The 26,671-nt window shown below is 38.4% G+C and carries 21 protein-coding genes, 1 tRNA gene and 1 pseudogene; 14 read left to right on the top strand and 9 right to left on the bottom strand.

Annotated elements, in window-relative coordinates:
- The first annotated feature begins 199 nt into the window (after nucleotides 1–199).
- Nucleotides 200–457, top strand: coding sequence for a hypothetical protein (locus ACFFUE_RS02535; RefSeq protein WP_376832552.1), 258 nt, complete (start codon nucleotides 200–202; stop codon nucleotides 455–457).
- Nucleotides 458–871: 414 nt separating this feature from the next.
- Here the strand turns inward: ACFFUE_RS02535 and ACFFUE_RS02530 are convergent.
- Together ACFFUE_RS02530 and ACFFUE_RS02525 are read right to left on the bottom strand one after the other, a co-directional pair.
- A tRNA-Ser gene (locus ACFFUE_RS02530) sits at nucleotides 872–958 on the bottom strand.
- Nucleotides 959–1,002: 44 nt separating this feature from the next.
- Nucleotides 1,003–2,019, bottom strand: coding sequence for an asparaginase (locus ACFFUE_RS02525; RefSeq protein WP_376832550.1), 1,017 nt, complete (start codon nucleotides 2,017–2,019; stop codon nucleotides 1,003–1,005).
- 52 nt (nucleotides 2,020–2,071) lie between these two features.
- Here ACFFUE_RS02525 and ACFFUE_RS02520 point away from each other — a divergent pair, with 52 nt between their 5' ends.
- Complete coding sequence (locus ACFFUE_RS02520; protein ID WP_376832548.1) at nucleotides 2,072–2,293, top strand: hypothetical protein; 222 nt, start codon at nucleotides 2,072–2,074, stop codon at nucleotides 2,291–2,293.
- A gap of 60 nt (nucleotides 2,294–2,353) precedes the next feature.
- Here the strand turns inward: ACFFUE_RS02520 and ACFFUE_RS02515 are convergent, their stop codons facing one another.
- Both ACFFUE_RS02515 and tsaD read right to left on the bottom strand, forming a co-directional pair.
- Nucleotides 2,354–3,052 carry an RsmE family RNA methyltransferase gene (locus ACFFUE_RS02515; protein WP_376832546.1) on the bottom strand — a complete coding sequence of 233 codons (699 nt, stop codon included), beginning with the start codon at nucleotides 3,050–3,052 and terminating at the stop codon, nucleotides 2,354–2,356.
- A 21-nt stretch (nucleotides 3,053–3,073) separates the two neighbouring features.
- Nucleotides 3,074–4,108: a tRNA (adenosine(37)-N6)-threonylcarbamoyltransferase complex transferase subunit TsaD gene (gene tsaD, locus ACFFUE_RS02510; RefSeq protein ID WP_376832544.1), complete on the bottom strand. Its 1,035-nt coding sequence runs from the start codon at nucleotides 4,106–4,108 to the stop codon at nucleotides 3,074–3,076.
- A gap of 4 nt (nucleotides 4,109–4,112) precedes the next feature.
- Between tsaD and ACFFUE_RS02505 the strand changes: the two genes are divergently transcribed.
- The 11 genes and pseudogenes from ACFFUE_RS02505 to ACFFUE_RS02455 all read left to right on the top strand — a co-directional run bounded on the left by ACFFUE_RS02505 (nucleotide 4,113) and on the right by ACFFUE_RS02455 (nucleotide 20,427).
- On the top strand, nucleotides 4,113–8,834 hold the full coding sequence (locus ACFFUE_RS02505) for a translocation/assembly module TamB domain-containing protein (RefSeq protein ID WP_376832542.1): 4,722 nt from the start codon (nucleotides 4,113–4,115) through the stop codon (nucleotides 8,832–8,834).
- A 159-nt stretch (nucleotides 8,835–8,993) separates the two neighbouring features.
- Nucleotides 8,994–9,647, top strand: a complete 654-nt coding sequence (gene fsa / locus ACFFUE_RS02500; RefSeq protein WP_327984937.1) for a fructose-6-phosphate aldolase — start codon at nucleotides 8,994–8,996, stop codon at nucleotides 9,645–9,647.
- A gap of 186 nt (nucleotides 9,648–9,833) precedes the next feature.
- A pseudogene (gene lptB / locus ACFFUE_RS02495) lies at nucleotides 9,834–10,559 on the top strand (LPS export ABC transporter ATP-binding protein); the annotation flags it as partial.
- A 597-nt stretch (nucleotides 10,560–11,156) separates the two neighbouring features.
- Nucleotides 11,157–11,732 carry a cob(I)yrinic acid a,c-diamide adenosyltransferase gene (locus ACFFUE_RS02490; protein WP_376832539.1) on the top strand — a complete coding sequence of 192 codons (576 nt, stop codon included), beginning with the start codon at nucleotides 11,157–11,159 and terminating at the stop codon, nucleotides 11,730–11,732.
- A 14-nt stretch (nucleotides 11,733–11,746) separates the two neighbouring features.
- Nucleotides 11,747–12,367, top strand: coding sequence for a thiamine diphosphokinase (locus tag ACFFUE_RS02485; protein ID WP_376832537.1), 621 nt, complete (start codon nucleotides 11,747–11,749; stop codon nucleotides 12,365–12,367).
- Between the two features lie 30 nt (nucleotides 12,368–12,397).
- Nucleotides 12,398–14,278, top strand: coding sequence for an ABC-F family ATP-binding cassette domain-containing protein (locus ACFFUE_RS02480; protein WP_376832535.1), 1,881 nt, complete (start codon nucleotides 12,398–12,400; stop codon nucleotides 14,276–14,278).
- A gap of 193 nt (nucleotides 14,279–14,471) precedes the next feature.
- Nucleotides 14,472–15,956, top strand: a complete 1,485-nt coding sequence (locus ACFFUE_RS02475) for an ankyrin repeat domain-containing protein (protein ID WP_376832533.1) — start codon at nucleotides 14,472–14,474, stop codon at nucleotides 15,954–15,956.
- A 5-nt stretch (nucleotides 15,957–15,961) separates the two neighbouring features.
- A complete protein-coding gene (locus ACFFUE_RS02470) occupies nucleotides 15,962–16,441 on the top strand; it encodes a DUF2271 domain-containing protein (protein ID WP_376832531.1) in 480 nt (159 codons plus the stop codon).
- On the top strand, nucleotides 16,441–18,600 hold the full coding sequence (locus ACFFUE_RS02465) for a PepSY domain-containing protein (protein WP_376832529.1): 2,160 nt from the start codon (nucleotides 16,441–16,443) through the stop codon (nucleotides 18,598–18,600). The genes ACFFUE_RS02470 and ACFFUE_RS02465 overlap by 1 nt, the downstream gene beginning before the upstream one ends.
- Nucleotides 18,601–19,557 (top strand): FAD:protein FMN transferase, encoded by a 957-nt coding sequence (locus tag ACFFUE_RS02460; protein WP_376832527.1) that lies wholly within the window; start codon nucleotides 18,601–18,603, stop codon nucleotides 19,555–19,557.
- Nucleotides 19,558–19,584: 27 nt separating this feature from the next.
- The gene (locus tag ACFFUE_RS02455) at nucleotides 19,585–20,427 is read left to right on the top strand and encodes a mechanosensitive ion channel family protein (RefSeq protein WP_376832525.1); all 843 of its coding nucleotides are present in this window, start codon (nucleotides 19,585–19,587) and stop codon (nucleotides 20,425–20,427) included.
- A gap of 60 nt (nucleotides 20,428–20,487) precedes the next feature.
- On the opposite strand, the gene hutU is transcribed toward ACFFUE_RS02455, so the two are convergent.
- On the bottom strand, nucleotides 20,488–22,473 hold the full coding sequence (hutU, locus tag ACFFUE_RS02450; protein ID WP_376832523.1) for a urocanate hydratase: 1,986 nt from the start codon (nucleotides 22,471–22,473) through the stop codon (nucleotides 20,488–20,490).
- Between the two features lie 154 nt (nucleotides 22,474–22,627).
- Entirely contained in the window at nucleotides 22,628–23,398 is a 771-nt protein-coding gene (locus ACFFUE_RS02445; protein ID WP_376832521.1) for a DUF3108 domain-containing protein, read from the bottom strand.
- A gap of 233 nt (nucleotides 23,399–23,631) precedes the next feature.
- Between ACFFUE_RS02445 and ACFFUE_RS02440 the strand changes: the two genes are divergently transcribed.
- Complete coding sequence (locus tag ACFFUE_RS02440) at nucleotides 23,632–23,841, top strand: transposase (protein ID WP_376832574.1); 210 nt, start codon at nucleotides 23,632–23,634, stop codon at nucleotides 23,839–23,841.
- A 142-nt stretch (nucleotides 23,842–23,983) separates the two neighbouring features.
- On the opposite strand, the gene ACFFUE_RS02435 is transcribed toward ACFFUE_RS02440, so the two are convergent.
- The 3 genes from ACFFUE_RS02435 to ACFFUE_RS02425 all read right to left on the bottom strand — a co-directional run bounded on the left by ACFFUE_RS02435 (nucleotide 23,984) and on the right by ACFFUE_RS02425 (nucleotide 26,552).
- Nucleotides 23,984–24,127 (bottom strand): hypothetical protein, encoded by a 144-nt coding sequence (locus ACFFUE_RS02435; RefSeq protein ID WP_376832519.1) that lies wholly within the window; start codon nucleotides 24,125–24,127, stop codon nucleotides 23,984–23,986.
- An 82-nt stretch (nucleotides 24,128–24,209) separates the two neighbouring features.
- Complete coding sequence (locus tag ACFFUE_RS02430) at nucleotides 24,210–24,674, bottom strand: hypothetical protein (protein WP_376832517.1); 465 nt, start codon at nucleotides 24,672–24,674, stop codon at nucleotides 24,210–24,212.
- A 201-nt stretch (nucleotides 24,675–24,875) separates the two neighbouring features.
- The gene (locus ACFFUE_RS02425; RefSeq protein WP_376832515.1) at nucleotides 24,876–26,552 is read right to left on the bottom strand and encodes a DUF6035 family protein; all 1,677 of its coding nucleotides are present in this window, start codon (nucleotides 26,550–26,552) and stop codon (nucleotides 24,876–24,878) included.
- Between the last annotated feature and the right edge of the window lie 119 nt (nucleotides 26,553–26,671).

The raw sequence follows: 26,671 nt of genomic DNA, 5'->3' as shown, positions 1-26,671 counted from the left end.
TCAAACTAAATGATGAGCAAGAACGATTGAAAGCCGAACTAAAAGCCAAAACCGATGAGCTTAACAAAACACTTGAAACGCTTACCACTCAGCTAAGAGAAAGTAAAAAAGTAGTGAAGCTCTCTATCCCACAGGCTGGCTGGCTTGAGTTTGGCATTGCAGACAAAAGGTAATTTAATAACTGTAAAAAGCGGAAACATTGGTTTCCGTTTTTTTATTTGTAGGAAGAGCAGCTCCTACATCTTGGGGAAGAGCTCCTACACTTGTAGGGAAAGCTCCTACACTTGGGGGAAGAGCTCCTACACTTGAGGGAAGAGCTCCTACACTTGTAGGGAAAGCTCCTACACTTGTAGGAAGAGCTCCTACACTTGGGGGGAAAAGCTCCTACACTTGTAGGGAAAGCTCCTACACTTGGGGGAAAAGCTCCTACATCTTTCAAAAAAGAAAATCAACCTAAAAAAAAGAAAAGCGTATCGCATACGCCTTTTCTAAAAACAAAGCGAAAGCCGATGAGGTTTTCGCTTTGTTAATCTTGTAGAAATTCCTAAAAGTGGATTTTTAAGTCCAAAACAAGTATATTTGAAAACGATTAATAACAACGGAAAGTTACTTTTATAAGTTGAATCTAAGTATATCTATTCTAATTGAAAATATAAAATAAACGATTTTTTTTACCTCCCAATATTTCTAACATAAAATGAATCAAGTATTGAAAATCAACTATTTAAAATTAATGATTGCCCAATTTGATAGAGGGTAATTTAAAAATCAAAACTTGAATAAATCATAATTAAAAATAAAAAGGAACCAAACTAGTAGTCCCTAATTTAGTTCCTTTGTTGTTCAATTGATTGATAATCAATATAAGTCGCAGAAAGGAAGGGATTCGAACCCTCGATACGGTTACCCGTATACTACCTTTCCAGGGTAGCCTCTTCAACCACTCGAGCACCTTTCTTTTTGAGACTGCAAATGTAGAAAATTTTTCGGAAAATAAAAAAATTAATCTTCAGAAATTTCTCCACTTAGATTTTGAACAAAGTTTTCTGCGAAAGTACCTATATAATTAGGATTGTCCAAAAGGTGCATTGCCTTAGTGATGGCACTTTCCGCCGTCATATCTCTTCCGCTGATGGCTCCTATCTTATTGAAAATATTGCTGTTCTCATATTTTCCGAAAGAAATCCCTCCAGAAACGCATTGGCTCACCACCACGATTTCTGTTCCGTTTTCTCGTATTTTTCGGAGGATTCTCTCTGTAGAAGCATCGCTGTAAATGGTACCAGAACCGAAAACTTGCAAAATAAGCACTTTTATTTTCGGTAAATCTGGGATTAATTCCATAGACATTCCTGGGAAGATTCTCCAAAACAAAACATTTTGAGAAAGATGCAAATCTACAGAAAACGGAGTGCCATCTGGGCGATACAAAGCATCCCTATCATAGTTGAGATGGACGCCACTTTGCCCCAAAATGGGATAATTGGGACTTTGATAGGCATCAAAATACTCTGCAGAATATTTCAGTGTGCGGTTGCCCCTCAGGAGTTTATATTCAAAATAGACGGCTACTTCCTGCACCACAGCTTCCTCATTTTCGTAGAGACAAGCGTAGTTAAGACTCGTCAGAAGGTTTTCTTTAGCATCGGTTCTTAAATCTCCAATGGGCAGCTGAGACCCCGTTAAAATCACAGGTTTGCGAAGTCCTTTGAGCATAAAACTCAATGCTGATGCAGTGTAAGACATTGTATCGGTACCGTGCAAGATGAGGAACCCATCATAGCGATGGTATTCTTTTTCTATGATTTGAGCAATATTTTTCCATTCATTAGGCCCTACATCCGAAGAGTCTACGGGTTTTTCAAAAGAGTGAACCGCCACCTCGCAGTCTAAAAGGTTCATTTCTGGAATTTTACTGAAAATATTTTCAAAATTGAACGGAACCAAGCTCCCCGTGCTGTAATCTTTCTCCATTCCAATAGTACCGCCTGTATAGATGAGCAAAACTTTTCTTTTCATTTCTATTGATTTGATTATTTAAGACTTAATATTCTATTTTTATGATGGTAAGATGCTTATTTTAGTGGTTACCTTCTTTATTTTGGTGGTTACCTTGCTTATTTTAGTGGTTACCTTCCTTATTTTAGTGGTTACCTTGCTTATTTTAGTCGTTTCCTTCCTTGTTTTAGTGGTTACCATCCTTATTTTAGTGGTTACCTTCTTTATTTTAGTGGTTACCTTGCTTATTTTAGTGGTTACCTTCTTTATTTTAGTGGTTACCTTCCTTATTTAAGGGGTGACCTTACTCATTTGAGTGGTGACCTCGCTTATTTGAGTGGTGACCTCGCTTATTTTAATCTTTATTTTGCATACTTAGTCGGTGAGCGGCTACAAAAATCCCTGCCGTCTCGGTTCTCAATCGTTGAGATCCAAAACTAACGGCTTTAATTCCTTTCTCGGAAAGCATCTGGATTTCTTTCGGACTAAAATCGCCCTCTGGCCCTATGAGCACCACCATATCCTGAGCTATTGGCAAGGCATTTAGGGCAATTCTATCGAAATTTACATCGCAATGAGCTACAAAAGTTTGTGCTGGATTAATGGTTTTGATGAACTCCGAAAGCTTGGTAGCTTCATTGATTATAGGAAAATACACCCTAAGCGATTGCTTAGAGGCAGCAATGGCTTGTTTTCGGATTTTATCGATGTTAAGGTGTTTTCTTTCAGACTTATCAGTGATGAGGAAAGTGATTTCATCAATGCCCAATTCCGTAGCTTTTTCCACGAAAAACTCTGTTCGGTCTATATTCTTGGTGGGAGCAATGGCAATGTGCAGTTTTGAGAGATTTCCTTTCAACTTCTCTTGGATTTCCACATTTTTCAGCACTGCTTTTTTACCTTCTAGTTCCAATTCTCCTTTTGCCAGATGCCCTTCGCCATCGGTAAGGAAAATGGTTTCCCCAGACTTCATTCTAAGCACTTTTACAATGTGCTGTTGCTCTTCTTCGTGGATTTTGATTTCGGGATATATCGTTCCAAAAAATAGTTTCATTGTATGATAAATAAAAATGTTTTAAGAAAAATCTTGCTCCATATCATACCTTGCAGAGGCTGAGATGGAAAGGTCTGTAAACAAGCCTCGCTCATATTTTAACTGGGCTACCATTGCAATCATTGCGGCGTTGTCTGTGGTGTATTCAAATTTTGGGATATAAATATTCCAGCCCAGTTGTTCTGCTTTGGTGTGCATTGCTTGCCTTAGTGCGGAGTTGGCAGACACCCCCCCTGCGATGGCAATTTCTTTGATGCCGAGGTCTTTGGCGGCTTTTTCCAATTTAATCATCAATGTATCTACAATGGTTTTCTGTACCGATGCACAGAGGTCATTCAGATGGTCTTGGATAAAATGAGGATTCTTTTTCACTTCTTTCTGAATGAAATACAGCACGGAGGTTTTAATTCCACTAAATGAGTAATCGTACCCCTCTAATTTTGGTTTGCTAAACTGAAACGCATTTTCATTGCCCTTCTTGGCAAGTTGGTCTATGATAGGGCCAGCGGGATAATCTAAGCCTAAAATTTTTCCAATTTTATCAAACGCTTCGCCTGCGGCATCATCTATGGTTTTGCCCAAGATTTCCATTTTGAAATAATCTTTCACCAGAACTATCATTGTATGTCCCCCCGAAACGGTGAGGCATAGAAATGGAAATTTTGGTGGCTCTGGATTGGCATCTTCTATGAAGTGAGCCAAGATGTGAGCTTGCAGGTGATTAACTTCTATCAGGGGGACATTAAGACTCATTGCCAGAGATTTAGCAAAGGAAGTTCCCACCAAAAGAGAACCCAAAAGACCAGGCCCTCGGGTAAAAGCTATGGCGGAGATATCTTTTTGTTGTATCTTTGCTTGGTTCAGAGATTTTTGAACCACAGGGATAATGTTTTGCTGGTGTGCTCTGGAGGCCAACTCTGGAACCACGCCGCCGTATTCATTGTGAATTTCTTGGTTGGCAGCGATATTGGAAAGGATTTTGCTTCCCTGTATCACGGCAGCCGATGTATCATCGCAAGAAGATTCGATACCTAAAATTATTGTAGAGTCGTTCATAACAATGGCAAATTTAGAGAATAATTACGATAAAGAAAAAGATAAAAAAGCAAGCTCTGAAAATAAAATCAGCATAGAGGGGGCTAAAGAACTGGTGAAAGATGCCGTACAACATCCCGTAGAGACCGCCAAAGAGTTTACAGAACAGGCGGCTAAAGATGTGGTAAGCATCAGCTGGTGGGCAAGATTGTTGCAGATTTTATTTTGGATAGGACTCTTTCTGGTAGTCACCATTGCGGTGGTTATCAATCTTGGCATAACCAAACAATGGGCTGCCAACCAAGCATTAGCCTTATTAAACCAAGACTTTAAAGCTCAGATGACCACCGAGAGTGTGGATGTAGATTATTTTGGCGATATTACCATTAAAGGGCTTAAAATAAAAGATGAAAAAGGGCTTGACTTTATCAAAATAAGAGAATTTAGAGCCAATTCTAATTGGATAGAACTGGTGAATGGCTTGGTAAGAAAGAAAAACAACCATCTCAGCTTTGATGCACTACAGCTTAGAGATGCTGATATCAAAGTGATTACTTACAAGGGCGATAGCATTTCCAATTTCATTAAGTATATTGGCAATTTTGATTCTGGAAAACCCCGAGACCCTAAAAAACCACCGTTCCAGCTAGATTCTCGTTTAGAGATTGTTAATTCTAAAGTTTCCATCATTAATATGAACAGTGAGGGAGATAAAGGAAAATGGCTCTATGCTCACGATTTCAATCTTTTAGCTCCTTCGGTAAAGGTGAATGGTGCTGATGTTTTTGCAAGAATTAATAATCTTACTTTCAAAACCAAACGCTGGGGAAAGGTTCATTTTGTAGATACTTTTAGCACAGATTTGGCGCTTACCAAACGCTTTCTTTCTCTGAAAGATTTAACTCTAAATACCGACCATACCTTATTGCAAGGGGATTTAAAATTCAATTTGAACAATGGCTCTTGGGCAGATTTCACCGATAGAGTGCGTTGGGAAATGAATTTGCAGCAAGGTAGCCAAATCAGTGGGTATGATATCAGTTATTTTGTAACCCATTGGGACAATTATAAGCCTATAAATACCTCTGGGCAAATGCGTGGCACGCTCAATAATTTTAACCTCAAAAACTTTGTATTGGGAAATAAAGAAAACACCATCGCTACGCCCTACATTAGGTTTACCAATTTGCTTCACGGGAAATTCGTTATTGAAACCGATAAACTGTCCACCGATTTTACCTATGTTTCCTTAAAGGAAATGTTGCCGTCTTTCATTGCTACAAAGATGAAAAACTTTGCCGATGATTTTGGGAGATTAAAATATAATGGTGCGGTGCGGGTAATGCCAGAGCAAATTTTTGTATCCGAAGGCAATTTGGTAGCGGGCATAGGGCAGGCTAGTATTTCTGATTTTTATTTGGAAGATTACAGCACACAGATGCCTAAATATAGAGGTCGTTTCAATGTTAAAGATTTGAATACAGCGGTCATTACCAAATCACCACAGGTAGGATTAATTTCGGGGGATTTTAATCTTCAAGGGCAAAGTTTTGATGTGAATGAGATGGTGATAAAGACCAATGCTAATATTGCATCTATTGAGATTATGGATAAAACCATCCATCGGCTTCATTTAGATGGTTTACTGGATAAGAGAACTTATAAAGGATTGATTCAGATTGATGATGCTCAGGCGGTTGCCAATGTAGATGGCTTTGTCGATTTCAGAACCTCCAGATTGGCAGCAGATATCAATGCGGATATCAAAAAATTAAACCTCGGCTATTTTACAGGACAGTCTAATGCACAGAGTGTGAGTGGAGTTATTCAAGGAAAAATAGCAATGTCTAATATTAATGACTTAGATTTAGACGCTCATCTCAAAGGGATTCGGTTTAGCTCTAATCATAAAACTTACACCATACCCAATGCGGATGTTAAAGCCTATATGGGAAATGGCAATCGTATCATAGAGCTGAATGCCCCAGGTGCTGCCAATGGAAGAATTGCAGGAAAATACCAGCTAGGAGACCTTAGCGGAATGGTACAAAACGGGTTGGATAAAATTTTGGTAGGCTTACCACCAAGAAAACTTTATAAAGGGCAGAGTTTTAATGTAGAATTGGACATTCAGCAGGGGTTGGTCAATTATTTTGTACCAAATCTCAATATTCCGCAAGGTGTAAGGGTGTCAGGCTCTTATGATGGAGATGGTAATCACTTGGTTTTGAATGCAGATGCTCCTTATTTAGTCTATCGTCTATCCGAGAAAGATGCTCAATCGGTTAATAAAACCTTAGCAGAGTTACAAGGAACAACTACTGAGGAAGATAAGCAGGTGGCAGAAACGCTAGATGCTGAAGATTTGGTATTAAAAATCAATACCGCGAATCAAGAAGAGCAAATCTTTGTGAAACTTGAAAGAGCAAAATATGGCGAGCACATCTTCCGAGGCGTAGCCCTTACAGGTCGAAATAATGATAACAAAACCCTACACCTTTCGGCTAAATTTTTCCACGGAACTCCAGAGGAAGAACTCAATGGTAATATGAAAGACTATGCCATTCATCTTAACCAAAGCATCAATGCGACAGGGGATTATGTTGTGCAATTTGAGCCTACGGAGATGACCTTCAATAATATCACTTGGAAGATAGATACCAGTGAAGAGCTGAATCATTCTATTGTTTACAAGAAGAAAACGGGGAATATTTTAGTTCATAATTTTAGAGTGTATTCTGATGATAGCTCTATTCTTATTAAAGAAGGTGTTTTCCAATCGGGGACAGATTTTAAGGTTGAAGGGGAAATCCATAATCTTCAGTTGTCTAAGCTAATGGAAATGCAAAGCGATGGCAATACAATGAACATCAAAGGTATCGCCAATGGAACTTTTGATATTGCTATGAACAAAAGTAATCTGGAACCTTTAATTACCCTCAATGTTAATGAAATTTCTATGGATGGTAGGGATATGGGAAATATCGATATTAATGTTAAAAATAGTGATAAGCCTAATATTTTTGATGTAGAAGCAAGCGTGGCTTCGGCAGGGATTATAGGGGATAATAAACTCTCTGTGACAGGAATTATTGATAATAATCCTAAAACACCTACGCTTGACATCCAAGCGGATATGAAGGATTTTGATCTTGCATTTTCTCAGCAGTTTGTAAAAGGCGTGTTTGGAAATATGCGAGGAAAAGCCAATGGCATCTTGTCCATATCAGGGCCTATCAATGATGTGGACTATAGTGGAGATATTGCATTGAGCGGTTTTGGATTGAAGCTCAATTTCACAGGAGTAGATTATTCCTTTGATGATACTGTAATTCCTTTATCCAAGGGATTAGCAGTGCTGAATGACATTAGAATAAAAGATGGAAGAGCCAATTCTAGCGGCACCATTTCTGGAGCCATTCAGTTTGAAACTTTGGCATCTATGGCAGTCAACCTCATTATGCGTGCGGATAACCTTACGGTACTTAATACCCAGCAGAAAGATTTTGATTTGTTTTGGGGAAGAGTATATGGGCAGGGCAACTTGTATGTTTCAGGACCTGTATCTGCACTCAATATTTCCACCGATATTAATGATCCTTTCAAGGCACTTAATAATAGTATGTTTACCTTCAATGCGGGCTCTACCTCGGGAGTAGATGAGTTTAAAATGCTTCGTTTCCTTGAAAAAGATGAAACAGGAGCTATTGTATCTGGTGAAAATAAAAAAAGTGGTGCCAATATGAATTTGGACTTCAATGTAGCGGTGGACAAAGGTACTACAGTGAATGTAATGCTGCCTGCCGATGTGGGGAATATTAGCGTAAGAGGGGTGGCCAATCCACTCAGATTCCGAATGGAACGCAACGGCAATATCTCTATGAATGGAGGCTATCAAGTAGATAATGGCACTTTTGTATCCAAAGCTATTTTGGATAGAACATTCCAAATTGATAGAGGAAGCAAAATAAGATGGGATGGCGATGCAATGACACCTGCCTTAGATATCAAGGCAGATTATATGCGAACAGTTTCTAATGCGGGCAGCTATTTAGGAACCACCTTGCCACCTGTAAGCGTTCTTCTCACGGTAGATATAGATGGAAGGCTCAATAGCCCTGAAATTAAACTTGGGGTAAGTGCCCCAGATCTTACCAGCCAGTTGCGTGAAACCTTAGCTAATAAGATGATGAACGAAGATGAGAAAGTCATCCAATTTGGCTCTATTCTTGTGATGAATGCCTTTAATACTCAGAACACAGGTCTTGATGTGGACTTAGGAGGAACCTTAGAAAGCTCAGGCTACAATATGCTTTTCAAGCAATTGGGTTCTGTATTCAATACCATCAGCAACGAGGTTCAGGTGGATTTGAATTATTTGAAAGGCGACCAATCTTCTAACATTAGCGATAGAGCCAATGCCAGCCTAAGTTTCAATCTTTCCCCAAGAGTCAATATAAAAACAGGAATGGGAGTACCACTCTCCCGAGGTAGCGAACTTACAGAGACCAATTACCTATCAGGCGAGGGGATTGTAGAATACGATTGGAGCAAAAACAATGATAAAACCAGATTGCTGAGGATTTACTCCAAGCCTTCTAATATCGGATTAGTGGGGGGAGCTTCCAACTCAGCCAATCAGAACTATGGCGTGGGGGTAGTGTACAGCAAGAGTTTCAATACCATTTTTAGACGAAAGAAAAAGAAAGATAGCACTAATATTAAACAAGATTCCATAAGACCTTAGTGTCTGTTTGAGTTTTACTGAATCAAAATCTATCTTAAAACAATGAAATCTATAAATTAAAACAAGCTCTTTGCAACACTTCATAATATAGAACATTATCCAAATATTTTCCTTCAAAACATTTTCTTATCTTTGTAGGACAAAAATTAAAAGTAAACAATGAAATTTTTTATTGACACAGCCAACTTAGAGCAAATCAAAGAAGCTCAAAATCTCGGAATTTTAGATGGAGTAACTACCAATCCTTCGCTAATGGCAAAAGAAGGCATCAGCGGTAATGAAGCCATTAAAAATCATTATAAAACCATCTGTGAAATCGTAGATGGCGATATCTCCGCAGAGGTTCTTTCTACCACTTATGAAGAAATGATAAAAGAGGGTGAAGAGCTTGCAGCCATCCATCCTAATATCGTGGTAAAAATCCCAATGATAAAAGATGGTGTAAAGGCATTGAAGTACTTTTCTGATAAGGGAATCAAAACCAACTGCACCCTTATTTTCTCGGCAGGACAAGCACTTTTAGCGGCAAAAGCTGGAGCTACTTATGTATCGCCATTTTTGGGTAGATTAGATGACATCTCCGTAGATGGTCTCAATCTGATAGACGAAATCCGTACCATTTATGATAATTATGGTTTTAGCACTCAGATTTTAGCAGCATCTATCCGCCATTCTATGCACATTATAGATTGTGCTAAGATAGGTGCAGATGTGATTACTTCACCACTGGCACCAATTCTTTCTTTGCTTAATCATCCATTGACAGATAAAGGATTAGCTCAGTTCATCGAAGATTCTAAGAAATTATCTTAGCTTAACATAAAAGAAGAGAGAGGCTGTCCGAAAAGTTTTGGACAGCCTTTTTTTGATAATATTACTCGTACCCTCCTTCACAAAGAGTATTCAAATATTCAATTCTCACGCGGTTGGTCAAACTTTTCGGACAGCTTCTATATATCCTTTTCTTAGATTCAAATCTAATAATTATATTTGCAAAGTATGATTTTACGAGGCGAAAATTTAATCAAAGAATACGGCTCCAAAAAAGTAGTGAAAGGAGTTTCCGTAGAGGTAAAGCAAGGCGAGATTGTAGGATTACTCGGGCCTAATGGTGCGGGGAAAACCACATCTTTCTATATGATTGTAGGTTTGGTAAAGCCTACTTCGGGAAATATCTTCCTCAATGACCAAAATATCACCAGCGATGCTATGTACCGCCGTGCTCAGAAGGGGATTGGCTATTTGGCTCAGGAAGCATCGGTTTTCAGAAAACTTTCGGTGGAAGAGAATATTATGGGCGTGTTGCAGCTTACAAAACTTTCCAAGAAAGAGCAACAGATGAAATGTGATGAGCTGATAGAAGAGTTCTCCTTGGAGCACGTCCGCCGAAACCGAGGCGACCTGCTCTCTGGAGGTGAAAGAAGAAGAACCGAAATAGCCAGATGTCTCGCTACCGACCCTAATTTTATCCTCTTAGACGAGCCTTTTGCTGGGGTAGATCCCATTGCGGTAGAAGATATTCAGAAGATTGTGAGAAGCCTTACGCATAAGAATATCGGTATCCTTATTACCGACCATAATGTGCAGCAGACCCTTGCCATTACGCATAAAACTTACATTATGTTTGAAGGGCGTATTTTAAAGGAAGGACTTCCCGAAGACTTGGCCAATGACCCGCAGGTACGAGAGGCATATTTGGGTGAAAATTTCGTCTATCAGAGCATAGAAGACAAGGCGAAAAAGAAATCTTATGCTTATAAAATATGGGGTGGTAACTTTGATAGTAGATCTCAGTTTCAGAGGTTTGTAGATGAGCATTTTACAGGGCAAGAGCAGTTGAGGTTATTCCACGGTTTTGAAGATATAAGCTTTGCATCGCTTGCCAATTCTACCATAGAAGAGGTTTTCAAGACGGTGGTAGATAAGAATGCCCATACCTCGTTCCTGCTTCAGAAAGTACCACTGAATGTGACTTATAAAAAAGAAAATGCAGAAGAGGAAGCTCAGAATCAAGCCCAATCCGAGCTGAAATATTTAGGCGTTTACACCTTTGAGGCGTAATGTGAAGGGGGGGAGAGATTAGAAATTAGAGGTTAGAGATTAGAAAGCTGTAGGGATAATTGTTAATTGTCAATGGTTAATTAGTGAAAATTCAATTTTTTTTTAAAAATAATATAAACACTTCTTCCCCCTTCGGGGGTTAGGGGGATAACTCAAAACTCAGCACTCAACACTTAAAACTCTTAAGAAAGTCTTTTCTCTTTCTTCTTTCTTCTTTTTTCAAAACTTAAAACTCAACACTCAAAACTAAAAATAAGGATTATGAAAATTTACACCAAAACAGGCGATAAAGGCGAAACGGGATTATACGGCGGTACACGCGTTTCCAAAGCCAGTGCCAGAGTGGAAAGCTATGGCACTATAGATGAGCTGAATGCCTTTATCGGCGTTGCTAAGAGTGAAATAAAAGATGAAAAAATCATCTCTCAGCTCAAAAAAATTCAGTTTGATTTATTTACCGTGGGGGCAGAGTCCGCAACGCCAGCGGATAAACTGATGCTTGCCAATGGTACTTCTCGTTTACCATTAATAATCTCCGAAACCGAAATAGAAGAGCTAGAACAATGGATGGATGAGATGGAAGAAACTCTAGAGCCCTTGCAATTTTTTATTCTTCCAGGCGGGGGTAGGGTGGCAACAGCCTTGCACGTGGCAAGAACCGTCTGCCGAAGAGCAGAGCGGGCAATGGTTTTCCTTAATGAGACCGAAGCCGTTCGTCCAGAGTTGATAAAATACCTCAATCGATTGTCTGATTATCTGTTTGTTTTGGCAAGATACGCTTCCAAAATCAATGGTGAAGAAGAAGAGTTTTGGGATCCTCGAAGCAGACAAAAATAAAAAATAAAACAAGTTTGAAAGCACTTTTGTTCATCAATGGTGAGCCTCCAAAGCAGCTTCCCATCGCTAGTGGATTTGATATTGTAGCTTGTACCGATGGAGCTTTCTTGTATCTGAGAGCCAAGGGATTTCCTTTGGAACAATTGGATTTTATTTCTGGTGATTTTGATTCTTTTTCAGATTTAGAAGCAATTCCAAAGGAAAAAATTATTTTGACGCCCAACCAAGATGAAACTGATTTTCATAAAGCCTTAACTATTTTGAAAGAAAAAGGCATCCGAAAAGTGGAAGTCTATGGCGGAAGTGGGGGAGAGATGGATCATTTCCTAGGCAATCTCTCTGTGGCGTATCGTTTTTGGGAAGTGATGGAAATTACATTTCACGATGAATATGCTCAATATTTTTTTATTCCAAAAGGGTTTAAAATCAAAGGGGTAAAAGGTAAAATACTTTCACTGTATCCGTTTCCAATGGCTACGAATATTGAGACGAAAGGATTAAATTGGTGTTTGAATCGAGAAACGCTCAGTGTAACGGATAGAATTGGCACCCGCAATTTTGCCACTGAGGATGAAGTGGAAATTTCATACGAAAACGGGGCAATGCTTTTGTTTTTAGGAGGACAATATAAGTAATCAAGAATAAATATTTAGAAGTTTCAGAGAATGAATTACATCACGGCAGAAAACCTTAGCAAATCCTACGGCATCAAAACCTTGTTTGAAAATATCTCTTTCCATATCAACGAAGGGGATAAAATCGCCATTGTTGCCAAGAATGGAAGTGGTAAATCTACATTACTTAAAATTCTTTTAGGAAAAGAAATTGCAGACCAAGGCAATGTGAGCATCAATAAAGAAGTGCAGGTAGTGCTGTTTGACCAAGAGATTGCTTTTGACCCAGATTTGTCTGTAGAAGCCTTTATGATGACTTTGGACTCAGCCCCTATTCAGGCTCTGAAAAACTATCATCAGGCTTTGGTCTCTAATGATGCCGAGGCAATGGAAAAAGCCATCATAGAAATGGAAAATCAGAAAGCGTGGGATTTAGAAAACGAAATGAAACAGATTCTTTCTCAGCTGAAAATTACCCATCTTAATGCCAAGATGGGAACGCTTTCTGGGGGACAAATCAAGAGGGTGGCTTTGGCTAAACTGCTTACAGAGACCCGTGCTGAGCACCGCCACGTCTTACTCATTATGGATGAACCTACCAACCACCTCGATGTGGAAATGGTAGAATGGCTAGAAAACTACTTGTCTAAAGCTAAGATTACTTTATTATTGGTGACACACGATAGGTATTTTCTGGATACCGTATGTGATACCATTTGGGAAATGGAAGACCAAACGCTCTATGTTCACAATGGGAGTTATGCTACCTATCTGGAAAACAAAGCGATACGAGAAGATAATCTGAATGCAACCATAGACAAAGCCAACAATCTATACCGTAAGGAGCTGGAATGGATGAGGCGGCAGCCCAAGGCAAGAACCACCAAGTCTAAATCAAGAATTGATGCCTTCTACGAAACGGAAAAAGTAGCCAAAACCAATACCAAAAAGCAAGGTTTGGAATTGGATTTTGAAATGAAACGCCTCGGAAAGAAAATCCTTGAACTTAAGAATATCAACAAAAGTTATGGTGATTTAACCTTATTAAAGGATTTTAATTACCAATTCCAAAGAGGTGAAAAGGTAGGTATTGTAGGGAAAAACGGGGCTGGAAAATCCACTTTGCTCAATATCATTCAAGGCTTGGAGCCAATGGATTCTGGCGAGATAGAAACAGGCGAAACCATACAGTTTGGCTATTTTTCTCAGAAGGGATTGGCTTATAATGAAGAGGTTAGAGTGATAGATTTCATCAAAGAAATATCTGAAAACTTTCCTTTGGCCAATGGGAAGACTATCTCTGCATCTCAGTTTCTGAGGCTGTTTTTGTTTGACGACCAAGCCCAATACTCACCGATTTCTAAATTGTCTGGTGGAGAAAAACGCCGTCTGCATCTGATGTATGTGCTTTATCAAAATCCTAATTTTCTGATTTTTGATGAGCCTACCAATGATTTGGACTTGCCCACCCTTACCGTCTTAGAAAACTTTCTGCAAAACTTTCAGGGTTGCCTTATCATCGTATCGCACGATAGGTATTTTATGGACCGTATTGTAGATCATATCTTAGCTTTTGAGGGCGAAGGAAAAATCAAAGATTTTGTAGGCAATTTTTCAGAATATAGGGAACACAAAAGTCAGGAACAGAAAATTAAACATCAGGAGAGCGTTGCAGCCAAGCCAGAACCACCACAAGTACAAGAATCTACTAAGCCTAAAAAGAAACTCTCTTTCAAAGAGCAGCGAGAATTGGAAACCATAGAAAAAGAAATGCCTCAGTTAGAAACTCAACGCCAGCAGATTTTGGAAGCTCTTAACAACGAGACAGATTATGAAAAAATCTCCAAAATATCAGCACAGCTTCAGGAGGTTTCAGACCAGTTGGAAACAATGGAGCTCCGTTGGTTAGAACTTCAAGAGATGGTAGGGTAGTCTGTATGAGGTTTTTAATGTGATGAAGTGTAGCTTATGGCTTAAAGCATAATTTAGATTTAATTTAGAATTATTCCAAATAAAATTTTGCAGTTCAAAAGTTCTTTATTACTTTTGCGGGGTAATTTTAATTCAGTCTAAATAAAATTGATTAGAAAAAATATTCAATTAAATTAAAAATCGTCATCTTACAATGAAAAAAATTGTACTTACCATAGGAATCCTATTTTCAGGATGGTTCTCTGCACAGAGTAAATTTCTTACGCCAGAATATTGGAAAGCTCAGCCTAATGTAGAAACCGTGAAAGCAGATATTGCTGCAGGAAATGACCCTTCTGAAAGCAATGCAGGACAGTTTGATGTGGTGACCATCGCCATTAATAACGATGCTCCTTTAGAAACTATTATTTATCTGATGTCTCAGCCTGGTAATGCTACCAATAAGATTACCCACGATGGTAGAATCTACCTCCATTGGGCAGCAATGAGAAACAATGCTCCATTGGTAGAATACCTTTTGAAAGGTGGTTCGGATATGTTTGCAGAGGATACAGGGGGAAGAACGCCATTTGTCTTTGGACTGATTGGAGGAATGCAGAAAGAAACCATTGAGAAGTTTATCAATGCCGGCTATCCTCTCCATCAGAAAGATGAAAATGGTGCCAATCTCGCTTTGCAGGCTTCTTTAAGAGACTCTGAAGATTTGGCGATTACCAATTACTTTATTTCCAAAGGAATCAATGTTAAGGAAACAGATAAGTACGGCAGAACTATTGTAGATTATGCAGCGAAAGCGGGTAACGAAGCATTATTGTCTAAGTTGATTTCGGCAGGATACGCCTATACAGACCAAGCCCTGATGTTTGCTGCGGAAGGAACCAGAAAGACCAATGAATTGCCCATCTTCGTTTTCCTAGTAGAGAAACTGAATATTAAGGCAAACACCGTATCGCCACAAGGGAAAAATGCCCTGCATTATTTGGCTGGGAAAGATGGTTCAGAAGCTTCGGTAAAGTATCTTGTAGAAAAAGGAGCCGATGTGGCAAAGGTGGACAAAGAAGGAGCAACGCCGCTATTCTACGCCGCAAGAAATAAAAAAGCGGATAATTTAAAACTGATTTTAGGACAGGCTAAAAATGCTCAAACCCTTGTGAATACAGGGAATGGACAAGGGCAAACGCCATTGATGGCGGCGGTTCAGTCGGGGGCTTCAGAGAGTATGGGCTTATTGCTAGACAAAGGTGCAAAGCTAGATGCCCGAAATATCAAAGGAGCTAATCTATTGTACTACATTTTTGAGGGATACAATCCACGAAACCCTAATGCCATCAAGGATATTACAGCCAAACTAGCCTTGCTGAAAGAAAAAGGATTTGATTTTGCCCAAAAAGATGGGAATGGCAATACAATTTTGCATCTGGCAGCAGCTAAAGATATTCCAGCTTTGGTAGAATTGGCATACGGCTATAACGCTGATATCAATGCGAAAAATAGCGAAGGCGAAACTGCACTTATCATCAATGCAATGGTGGCTAAAAATGATAAAGTCCTCAGCCAACTGGTGCAGTGGGGAGCCGATAAAACCATTAAAAATAGCTTTGATGAAACTGCTTTCCAAATAGCAACAGATAATGAATTGTTGATTAAAAATAAAACCGACCTTAATTTTTTAAAGTAAATAAAATGCAAAAATATTTCTTCAAAATATCCGCTGTAGTTCTGCTGTTTTTAGGAGCGTTGGCAATGGCTCAGAGTACCAAATACAAGTGTATGCTTCAGATGAAGAACTATACAGGTGAAGGTGCTTATATCACAGCCTACATCATTAATCCTCAAGGAAAATATGTGAAATCCCTTAGCGTGATGGGCGATGATGAGCGTTGGTACAAAAATCTGAAACAATGGTATGCTGGGCAAAGCAAATCCAAAGAAAAACTAGATGCCATTACAGGAGCATCGGTTTCAGGGGGGAAGCGTAATGTGTTTACTGTAAGTATTGATAATGCAATGATGAATAAGGGCTACAAAATCCGTTTTGAAAGTTCCGTAGAGCACGGCGATTATGTCCCTGTAGAGCTGGATATCTCGTTGGAAACTGCTACTATTCTTAATAAGGTAGATGGCAAAGGCTATATTAGATTTGCAAAACTAAACAGCTTATAATGATAAAAAAAATCTGGCAATATTCACACTTAAGTATTGCTCTTATAGTTTCTATTTATATAATGATAGCGTCTGTTACGGGCGCTATTTTGGGTATTAATGAAGTATTGAATTCCTCGGCAGAATCTGGACAAAGTGTGGCTGCCGTAGTGCAAAAGATGCAACAACATTATGCCGAAGTGGTTGCGTTGAAAAAAGATGATCACGGCAATCTGGAGGCTCAGGCTTTTGATGAAGATTATAACGAAATCAAAGGGATGGTCAATCTGGAAACGGGAGCCATTGGTTCCCAAAAAATAGAAAAACCTCAATGGGTAGAGTTTACCACGGTACTTCACCGCTCCTTGTTTTTGGATAGCACGGGAAGGTATTTGGTGGGCATTCTGAGCGTTTTATTTTTCATCACCTTGGTTACGGGGCTACTATTAATGGTGAAGACCATTCCTGTAAAACACCATCTTTGGATCAAGTGGCGGTACCAAAACTGGGCAACAACCTACCACCATTCTGTAGGGAGATTGGCAGTACTTCCTTTGATGATTTTAGCCATTACAGCATCGGTATTATTTCTTCATCGGTTTGAATATCTTAGCGTTACACCCTCATCGGTTCAGACATTTGAACCTTCTAAAGATGCTAAAACCATTACGGTATCTGAATTTCCATTTTTGAAACAACTTTCTATAAAGGATTTAAAATCAATGGATTTTCCCTTTGATGAATCTGAAAATTATAAGATAGAAACCACCGAAGGCATCTATGAATTAAACTTTAATACAGGAGCAATAGCATCGCAGCAGTTGGTAGGCAACACCGAGCAAATCAAACTATGGGCGTACCGCCTGCACACCGGGCAGGGGAGTATCTCTTGGGCAATGCTAATCACTTTGGCATCGCTGAGCATCCCTGGGTTTGTACTATCGGGGTTGGTGATTCTCAAAAAACGCCAAAAACCTACCGTGGCTCACAAGTTCAGTTCTTTTGAAGCAGCGGAAACCATTATACTTTATGCTTCTGAAGGTGGAAGTACAGCCCAGCAAGCTTTGGGCTATGCCATTGGGCTACAGCAGATGGGTGAGAAGGTGTATTTTGCCACGATGAATGAATGGCAACAATTCCCTAAAATGAAACGATTGCTATTATTGGCAGCCACTTATGGCAATGGCGAAGCCCCAGATAATGGCTCTCAATTTCTGAAAAAGTTTTCCGAAACCGAAATAGGAGATGATGTGAAAATCGCTATTTTAGGTTTGGGTTCAAAGGCGTATCCTCGTTTTAATGCCTTTGCGCAAGAGGTATTTCAAACGGTTGAAGATAAGGGGTTTGGTGCTAATGTTGTAGTATTTTCCAAAATCAATGATAGGGAAGAAGAGGGCATTAGGCATTGGGAACATCAGGTGAATGATGCTTTTGCGTGGAATTTACATTACCAAGAAAGAATAGAAAAACTAGTATCTAAGGAGATTGAAATTTTAGAAAAGAGTGATATTTCTAATGAAAATCAATATTTTACATTAAAATTATCCTTGCCAGATGTCCAAGTGAATAGCGGCGATTTGCTCAGAATTTATATTCCCAATACAGATGAATACCGCTATTATTCCATCAGTGTTTTAGAAAATAGTATCCATTTGCTGGTGAAATATTATCCAGGAGGACGCTGTTCAGAATTTTTGAAAACATTAAAAAAAGGTGATAAAATTGTAGCTGCAGTAGAGCCGCATACAGATTTCCATTGGAACAAAAAACCTGTGATTTTTATCTCAAACGGAACGGGAATAGCACCATTTTTAGGAATGATGGCTCAAAATGTGGAAGGCATACCAATGTGGCTCTATGCGGGGTTTAGATACCAAGAGCAGGAGATAGACACCCTGCACCATTGGGTGAAAGCATTGGAAGCTAACAATCAGGTGAGCATCAAGGCTTGGAATTATACCAAAGTAGAACACGGATGCCGCGTAACGAAGTCTATTGCTATAGATGCAGGGCATTTGCTTCAGCATTTGCAGAAGGGAAATTCTATTTACCTTTGTGGGGCGTTGAGCTTAAAGGAAGATGTTAATGCCATTTTGGAGGCTGAGTTGCTCCGTATCAATGCCAAAGAAACGCTGGCGTTGTATTATGAAAATTATCAAATCAAAACAGATTGTTACTAAATGAGAGTTTTTGCATTGCTATTGTTATTATTACCCTGCTTTGCTTTTTCTCAAAAGCAATGGAAGCAAGATACGCTACTGATGGGCTCGCCTTTTACTTTCGTGGTGTATAATGATGATGAAGCTCTCAGTAAAAAAGCCATTGCGGAAGGCATTGCAGAGGTGGTACGGATAGAGAATGAAATATCAGATTGGCTACCTCATACGCCCGTTTCCAAAATCAATGCTATGGCAGGGCATCAAGCGGTGAAGGTCAGTCAGGAGGTTTTTGAGCTCTTTAAAAGAGCTATCCGGTATTCTCAAATTTCAGATGGAATTTTTGATATTACCTATGCGGGAATGGAGCGGATTTGGAAATTTGATGGTTCTATGAACGAATTGCCCACTCAGGAACAACTGAACAAGGCATTGAAAACCGTAGGGTATCAGCATATTCAATTAGATGAAACTCAAAAATCGGTATTTTTGCAATTGAGCAAATCCAAGGTGAGTTTTGGTTCTATAGGCAAGGCTTATGCCGCACAGCGAGCCGCTGAAAAGATGAAAAGTAAGGGCGTAGAGCATATTTTGGTCAATGCGGCAGGAGATTTGTATGTGTTTGGAAATCCACCAGGAAAAGACTGCTGGCGGATTGGGCTACAGAATCCTTTTAGACGAAGCAAAACGCTGCAAAGTGTTTGTGTGAAAGATGAAGCCATCCTCACCAGTGGGGATTATGAGAAGTTTGTCTTCATTGATGGAAAACGCTATGGGCATATCATCAATCCTAAAACGGGAATGCCATCTACACAAAATGTGAGTGTTACCGTGAAAGGGAAAAATGCAGAATTGGCAAATTTTCTAAGTACCACGCTGATGCTTCTGGATAAAAAACAAGCCAAGGCTCTTGCTAAGCAGTACCCAGAGTATAAAATATGGCTGGTACAGTCTGATGGAAAAACGCGGCGGTATAACTGATTAAAAAAATATTAAAGTTATTGATTTATGGAAGAAAGTAAAAAATATGTAGATTTAGTTTGGAAAGTGCTTAACAATTGGTGGGTGAAGTTTGCAGAGCTTACCCCAAGTTTGGTGGTTGGTTTATCAGTATTTTTATTTTTCATCTTTTTCAGTAAGTTTCTGAGTAAGATGAGCGTTAGGCTATTTCAAAAACTATTTCCCAAAGCCAGAAATCACGAAACGGTAATCAATCTCATAGGATTTTTTAGATTTCTTATTCTCCTTGTAGGGACATTTATCTCTCTTGAAATAATGGGAATGAGTGGTTTTTTTGTGAAGCTATTAGGAAGTTTGGGGGTAGCGGGTATCATTGCAGGGGTTGCATTGAAGGATATTGTTTCCTCTATGTTCTCTGGAATGCTGGTGAATATCGATAATGCTTTCAAGGTGGGAGATACGGTACAGATAGGGAACATTACAGGGAAGGTGGTAGAGATAGGATTTCTTACTACGAAGCTCTTTACCGATGATGGTAGAAAGTATTATATTCCCAATCAACAGATATTCAATTCCCCGTTTATTAATTTTAGTGAATCTCAAGATAGAAAAGTGATTATAGATTTTGAGGTGCCTAATACCGTAAACCTCAATCAACTTCAAGATATTATTTTAGATGAGCTGAAAACAGCGGCGTATGTTTCTAGACCAGAAGTGGCTAAAGTGGTTTTTACCAATCAGAAAATGGGAGCTTACGATTTTCAAGTTCATTTTGTAATGTCTTCCGATACCAATGTTACAGATGCCAAAAGCCAAGCTATTTTTAATATAAAACAACGCTTGGATGCTGCACAGATAGATACTTCTGTACCACCTACAGTAATCAACTAAAATAAAAAAGAGGCTGTTTCAAAAATGAAACAGCCTTTTTCTTTGATTCATATCTTTCCCCTATAAAAGTGTATCATCTACCATATTAGGCAAAGTCACTTTTAGGAGAGGTTCTACTTCCATCGCTCTCTTAATTGCAAAGATTGCACCTTCGTTTCTTGCCCAGCTTCTTCTAGAAATTCCGTTGTTTACATCCCAAAACAGCATCGATTTCAAGCGTCTGTCGGCATCTTCTGTACCGTCTAGTAGCATACCAAATCCACCGTTGATTACTTCGCCCCAGCCTACACCTCCGCCATTGTGGATAGAAACCCAAGTAGCTCCGCGGAAACTGTCGCCTATCACATTGTGGATTGCCATATCTGCCGTGAAACGAGAACCGTCATAGATATTAGAGGTCTCGCGGTATGGAGAATCGGTTCCTGAAACATCGTGGTGGTCGCGTCCTAATACTACTGGCCCTATTTTTCCTGCTGCAATGGCTTTGTTAAACGCTTCGGCAATTTTCATTCGTCCTTCGGCATCTGCATAAAGGATACGCGCTTGAGAACCTACTACTAATTTATTCTCTTGAGCCCCACGAATCCATTGAATGTTATCTTTCATCTGCTGTTGTATTTCTTCTGGAGAATTTTTAATCATTTCTTCCAATACTTCGCAGGCGATATCGTCGGTTTTTTTCAAATCTTCTGGATTGTTGGATGCACATACCCAACGGAATGGCCCAAACCCGTAATCGAAACACATTGGCCCCATAATGTCTTGTACATACGATGGATATTTAAACTCTCTTCCCAAGGTAGGGTTTGGATTCATCACATCAGCTCCGGCACGGCTTGCTTCTAATAAAAAGGCATTTCCGTAGTCGAAGAAATAGGTGCCTTTGGCTGTATGGCGGTTGATAGCAGCAGCGTGTCTTCTCAAAGTTTCTTGCACTTTTTCTTTGAACAATTCTGGTTGGTTTGCCATCATTTCGTTGGATTCCTCAAAAGATTGTCCTACTGGATAATACCCTCCTGCCCAAGGGTTGTGAAGTGAGGTTTGGTCTGAACCTAAATCGATATACAGGTTTTCTTCGTCGAATTTTTCCCAAACATCTACCACATTTCCAAGGTAAGCGATTGACACCACCTCTTTTGCCTCTTGTGCTTTGCGTACGCGTGCTACTAGGGCATCAAGGTCGGTAATAATCTCGTGTATCCATCCTTGCTCGTGACGGATTTTAGTGATTTTTGGATTTACCTCTGCACATACCGTAACACATCCTGCAATGGTTCCTGCTTTTGGTTGTGCACCACTCATACCTCCCAATCCTGAGGTTACAAACAAACTTCCTGAAGGGTTTTTACCTATTTTTCTAAATCCGTTCAATACCGTAATGGTCGTTCCGTGTACGATACCTTGTGGGCCGATGTACATATAACTTCCTGCAGTCATTTGTCCGTATTGCGTTACCCCAAGAGCATTGAATCTTTCCCAATCATCTGGTTTAGAATAGTTAGGAATCATCATTCCATTGGTAACTACCACGCATGGAGCGTCTTTATGCGATGGAAATAATCCCATTGGGTGTCCTGAATACATTACCAAAGTTTGCTCATCGGTCATTTCTGCCAGATATTTCATCGTAAGCAGGTATTGAGCCCAGTTGCTAAACACAGCTCCGTTTCCACCATAGGTAATGAGTTCGTGTGGGTGCTGTGCCACGGCATAGTCCAAGTTGTTTTGAATCATCATTTGGATTGCCTTTGCCTGAGTAGACTTTCCGGGATAATCAGCGATATCGCGAGCATACATTTTGTAAGTCGGACGGAAACGATACATATAGATACGCCCGTATTTCTCCAATTCTTCTTTAAACTCTGGGATGAGCGTTGCGTGGTGTTTGGGTTCGAAATAACGAAGAGCATTGCGAAGTGCTAGTTTTTTCTCTTCGTCTGTAAGTATTTCTTTGCGTTTAGGTGCGTGATTTATCGTAGTATCGTATTCTTGCACAGGAGGTAAAACCTCTGGTATTCCTTGTAAAATTTGTTCTTTGAATGTCATTTTTAATATAAAATTAGATTGATGCCAAAAATACAAAATCTCAAAACAAAAACCTATAAGGAAACTGAAATCATAGAGTTTTGGTAAAAATAAAAGCCCAAAAAATTACTTTTTTGAACTTTTAAGAGTTATGGCTTTAGAATCTGATTTCCAATTACTTTTTGAAATTAAGAGGATACATCACATTTTTATATTCCTCTATACTGGCTTTCAGAGAGCCAACTGCTAATTCAGCTTTTATGGCTACGGGGATGCGGTTTTGGTCGTTGGTTACCCACATTGTTACGCTTTCCTTTGCTTTAAAGACTCTTCCGCTCATTACCATTGGTGTTATTTTCAAGCAATTGATGGTGCCAAATTTGGTTTTCACATTTTCTGTTCCATCTACTCTGAGCATAAAGGGAAACATCTCATCATCCACCCAGACATTTAATCTTACGGTTTTGCCTGTTTTCAAATCGTTGTCCCCAAGGTTTCTCAGGTAGTAAAATGCCGATAGCATATCTTGGATGCCCTTTACGGTGTTGATGGTTTTAGAGCCATTGGCAGGATTTTTTTTATCCGTTAAAACCAAAGTGTGATTGGCGTGGTTGAAATTGGCGTGCAGATGCTGGCTGTAGCTTCCCTCTTTTACATTTCTTACATAGTAGCTGGGTAGCCCTGTTTGTGTATTGATATAGCTTTCGTACAAGTCATCTACTTTAAAGAAAGCTCTTACAGCTCCTGTAGAACGCCCTATCCCTTTTACATAGAGGTGTGGAGTGCCCTTGTAATTAATTTGCTTGGCAGTGAGTGTGGCTGTCCCAGCATTCAATACCCCATAATGGATGCGGTAATGCAGGTGTTCCCCTGAGCGGATATTGTCAATCTGAGCAAATCCTAAAGTTGAAAATGAAATAACTAATAATATTAAAATTCGATTCATAATTCTGGTTTTGCAAAAACTTTGCCATAACAAATGCTTCTATCAATAGAAACCCTCGGACTGAGTTGCAAATATCAGCAATTTATAATATGAGACCTTTGCAGGTCAAGAAACAAGAAATAGCTATTTAAATATTAAGTAATTAATTTATATATTCGCCTTATAAAACCTTACGATGGGCTACTGCTTTTCAAAATGTTGCTCATACAGTGTAAGATAAAGAAAAACAAACCATTGAGCAAATGGGAGAAGACGTTCACCGATTAATATCAAAGACATGTTGGGTAGTGGAGCGAACTTTTGGGAGCCAAAAGCGATGGTTTGGCGTGGGTTGCACGCGACTGAAAGGCTTGGCAAAAGTGCACACACAACATATTTTGGAAGCTATTGCCTACAATCTGAAGCGAAGTCCAAAGATGGAGATAGATCCTCCTGCTTTTTAATGAAAAAAGCTCAAAAAAGGGTGATTTTGGTTAGAATCACTCGGAAAAATCGAGAAAAATCATGAAAAAAAACACCATTTTGAATTTTAAAAAACACATTTTCTAAAAAAAAAAAACATCCAAATACTAAAAAAAATAGGAGTTAAATGATTCTTGCAAAGGTATCATTATCTACATCAGTATTATTAGAAACGCAAGTGAAATCAGACAGTGAGCTTTCGAATAGGGCATTAATACAGTTTTCTGGAATGCCGCAAAGTCCAAAACTATCCAGCATCAGGATCATTTCTATTTTGTTTTTGAAAAGGGGAGGAGGAGTAGGGGAGAATATTCAATTTATAAACTTTAATTCTTTATCAGCTACCTATTTAGTTTGTCTTGCCAATTTGCGAATTATCCAATTCTTCTTTTATCTTTTTATAAGTATTTTCTAAACTTCCGCCTCCTGAACAATAAAAACGAAGGAAATTTTTATCCGTTTCATTTTTAGGGCTTATGGCTAAATTCTCTTTGGAAAAAGTAAATAACATACTTTGATTATCTTTTTGATATTCATAGGTGTTATCATTTATCTTTTTTGCTACGCCATCGAAGGTGCAAGTAGGCTTTTTTAAATCGGCTCTGGAACGCACCGAAATTTTTAGATAATCATTCCCCGCATCAAAAATAGAAACTGAAACCCAGTCATAGCCTTGCTTACGATTGGCATAGCTATCAGAAACATAATTGCCAATAAGGGAAGATTTTCCACTTACTTGCTTTGTTTTTGGGGACTGACTGATGCAAGATAAAATAGTGGTAATGGTAACGAAGGACAAAATTATTTTCTTCATTTTATTTATAAATTATTATAAAAATTCATTCTCTTTTGATTCAAATTTTATTCCAAAAAAAAATCATTATTTACTCTATTCGTTTTTCGTAAGGTGCGAAAGTTTCCTGCAAATCTGTTTGGAGTTTTCTAACCATTAGAAAGTCTCCTGCAAATCCGTTTGGCGTTTTCGCATTTGTTTTCCCATTTTAAATATCTTTTTTCATTGATTGAATATATTTGTTACCATTTCTGGATAAAGGTCATTAAACACTTCATCAAAGTCATATTTTTGATTTGGCATTTTTGAGTATAATTGTTTAACTTTGTTTTGAAAAGTGTTTTTCCTATCAAGTTTAATTAGTTTGTCCCAAAGACCAAATTCTTTAAATGCTAATTCAATATATTCCCAATACTCGCCGTAATGTTGGATAGCGTTGTTAGCAAAAGAGATCCATTGGTTTCCCGTAAACTTGAATGTTATTAATTCGTCCTTGCGGGCTGATTCAATAATGAAAAGTAATTTTGAAAAATGATACGCACAATGAACAAGAGTTCTGTTGGTTAAGTTGTTACAAATTTTAAAAATATGAAAGTCTGCATCAAATATTTTTTGTTTTTTTTGAAGCTCAAAAAGAGTTTCATTGTCTCTTTCTTTTAGCTTGTAACCTGCTTGAAATAAGGATAATATTGGCGTAGTTTTGCGAATTTTTTCGTTCTCAAATATTGCCTGAAAAGGTGTTCTTCCATTATCTGTTACATTTATATAAAGTTCAATTTTACTGGTTTTTAAAATAAAAGTAAGAAAAGTAACATCGGCTTCGGTAGCTTCATCAATCCATTTGATTAAAGGTGATTTATTTTTTCCTTTTAAGTTCAAAATTTCATTCAGCACACTGAGTTCAAAATCGTTCAATTCCTCAATTTCATTTGAAATACTGTCAAAATTTTGAATTTTTCGTTTTCGGAAGTCTGCAATTTTAGCAATTAAGTTCTTCGCTGTTTTTTTTGCACTTTCAAGTTTTTCTTGTTCGCGTTTTTTTCTTTCCTCTTCTTTAATTTCCTGCTCTTTTTGTTTTTGAAGAGTTTCGATTTTTGATTTATTATCACCAAAATTGTAGTAAAACGCTTGAAAAACTTCGCTGTCAAATTTTAACTCGTTTAATGTAACAGACTTTTTGAGCCATTTTGTAAGAAGTTTATTGTCATCTGTCAAAAATGGAAACTTGTACTCACATTCAAGTTTTAACGTTTCTGATTTCTCGTCAAGTTTGAAGAAATTTTCATATTTAGTTAGATATTTAATATCTCGTTCTAATGTTCCTTGATTATGAATGTCAAAATTGTCAAGTATCCAAATTAGATATATTCCGTGTTTTTTGTAAAAGTTGTAGCGACTTAGAATGTAGCTAAGCGACAAGTCTGAAAGTTGAATTTCAAATACAAGTTCTTTGTCTTGAAATTTGCAATAAACATCGGGTCTTCGTTTCTCATTATCTTTGATTATAAACTTGTTATCAATTAGAATGGTGTTTACATCAACGCCAGAAACATTTTTTAAAAGTTCTCCAATTTTATTTTTTAGTTCTTTGTGTCTATTGCTTTCTTTGGCTTTTAAAATCTCTGTAAGTTTTTCGTGTTCTCGTGGTGTAAGTTTTCCATCTGCTAAAATACAATAACCGTGTCCTGGTTTGTGTTTAAAATGCAGTCTGTCATACTTGCTACTCGAAACGATTAAGTCTTGTCCACACTCACAGCAAGAAAGGACAAGATCTCTTTCGTGATATTTCTTTCTTACTTCAAAAGCACTTTTGGTGATGTCAAATATTTCGTCAGCATCAAGAATTTCTCCTGATGTTTTGTCAAATGCAATTTTTATTGAACGGTCGTAATGTTTCATTTTTCATATCGTGATTTTTCGTTGAACTGTGTCGTTTTAGCCTAACTACTTATGTATCATTCACGCTCTCAAATATACAACAATCATATATCATTTAGCATCTGATTTTGCAAAAATAT

It is taken from the genome of Bergeyella porcorum (assembly GCF_042427575.1).
Taxonomy (GTDB): domain Bacteria; phylum Bacteroidota; class Bacteroidia; order Flavobacteriales; family Weeksellaceae; genus Bergeyella; species Bergeyella porcorum.
Note: the sequence above shows the minus strand (reverse complement) of the source record. Positions and strands in the feature narration are given on the sequence as shown.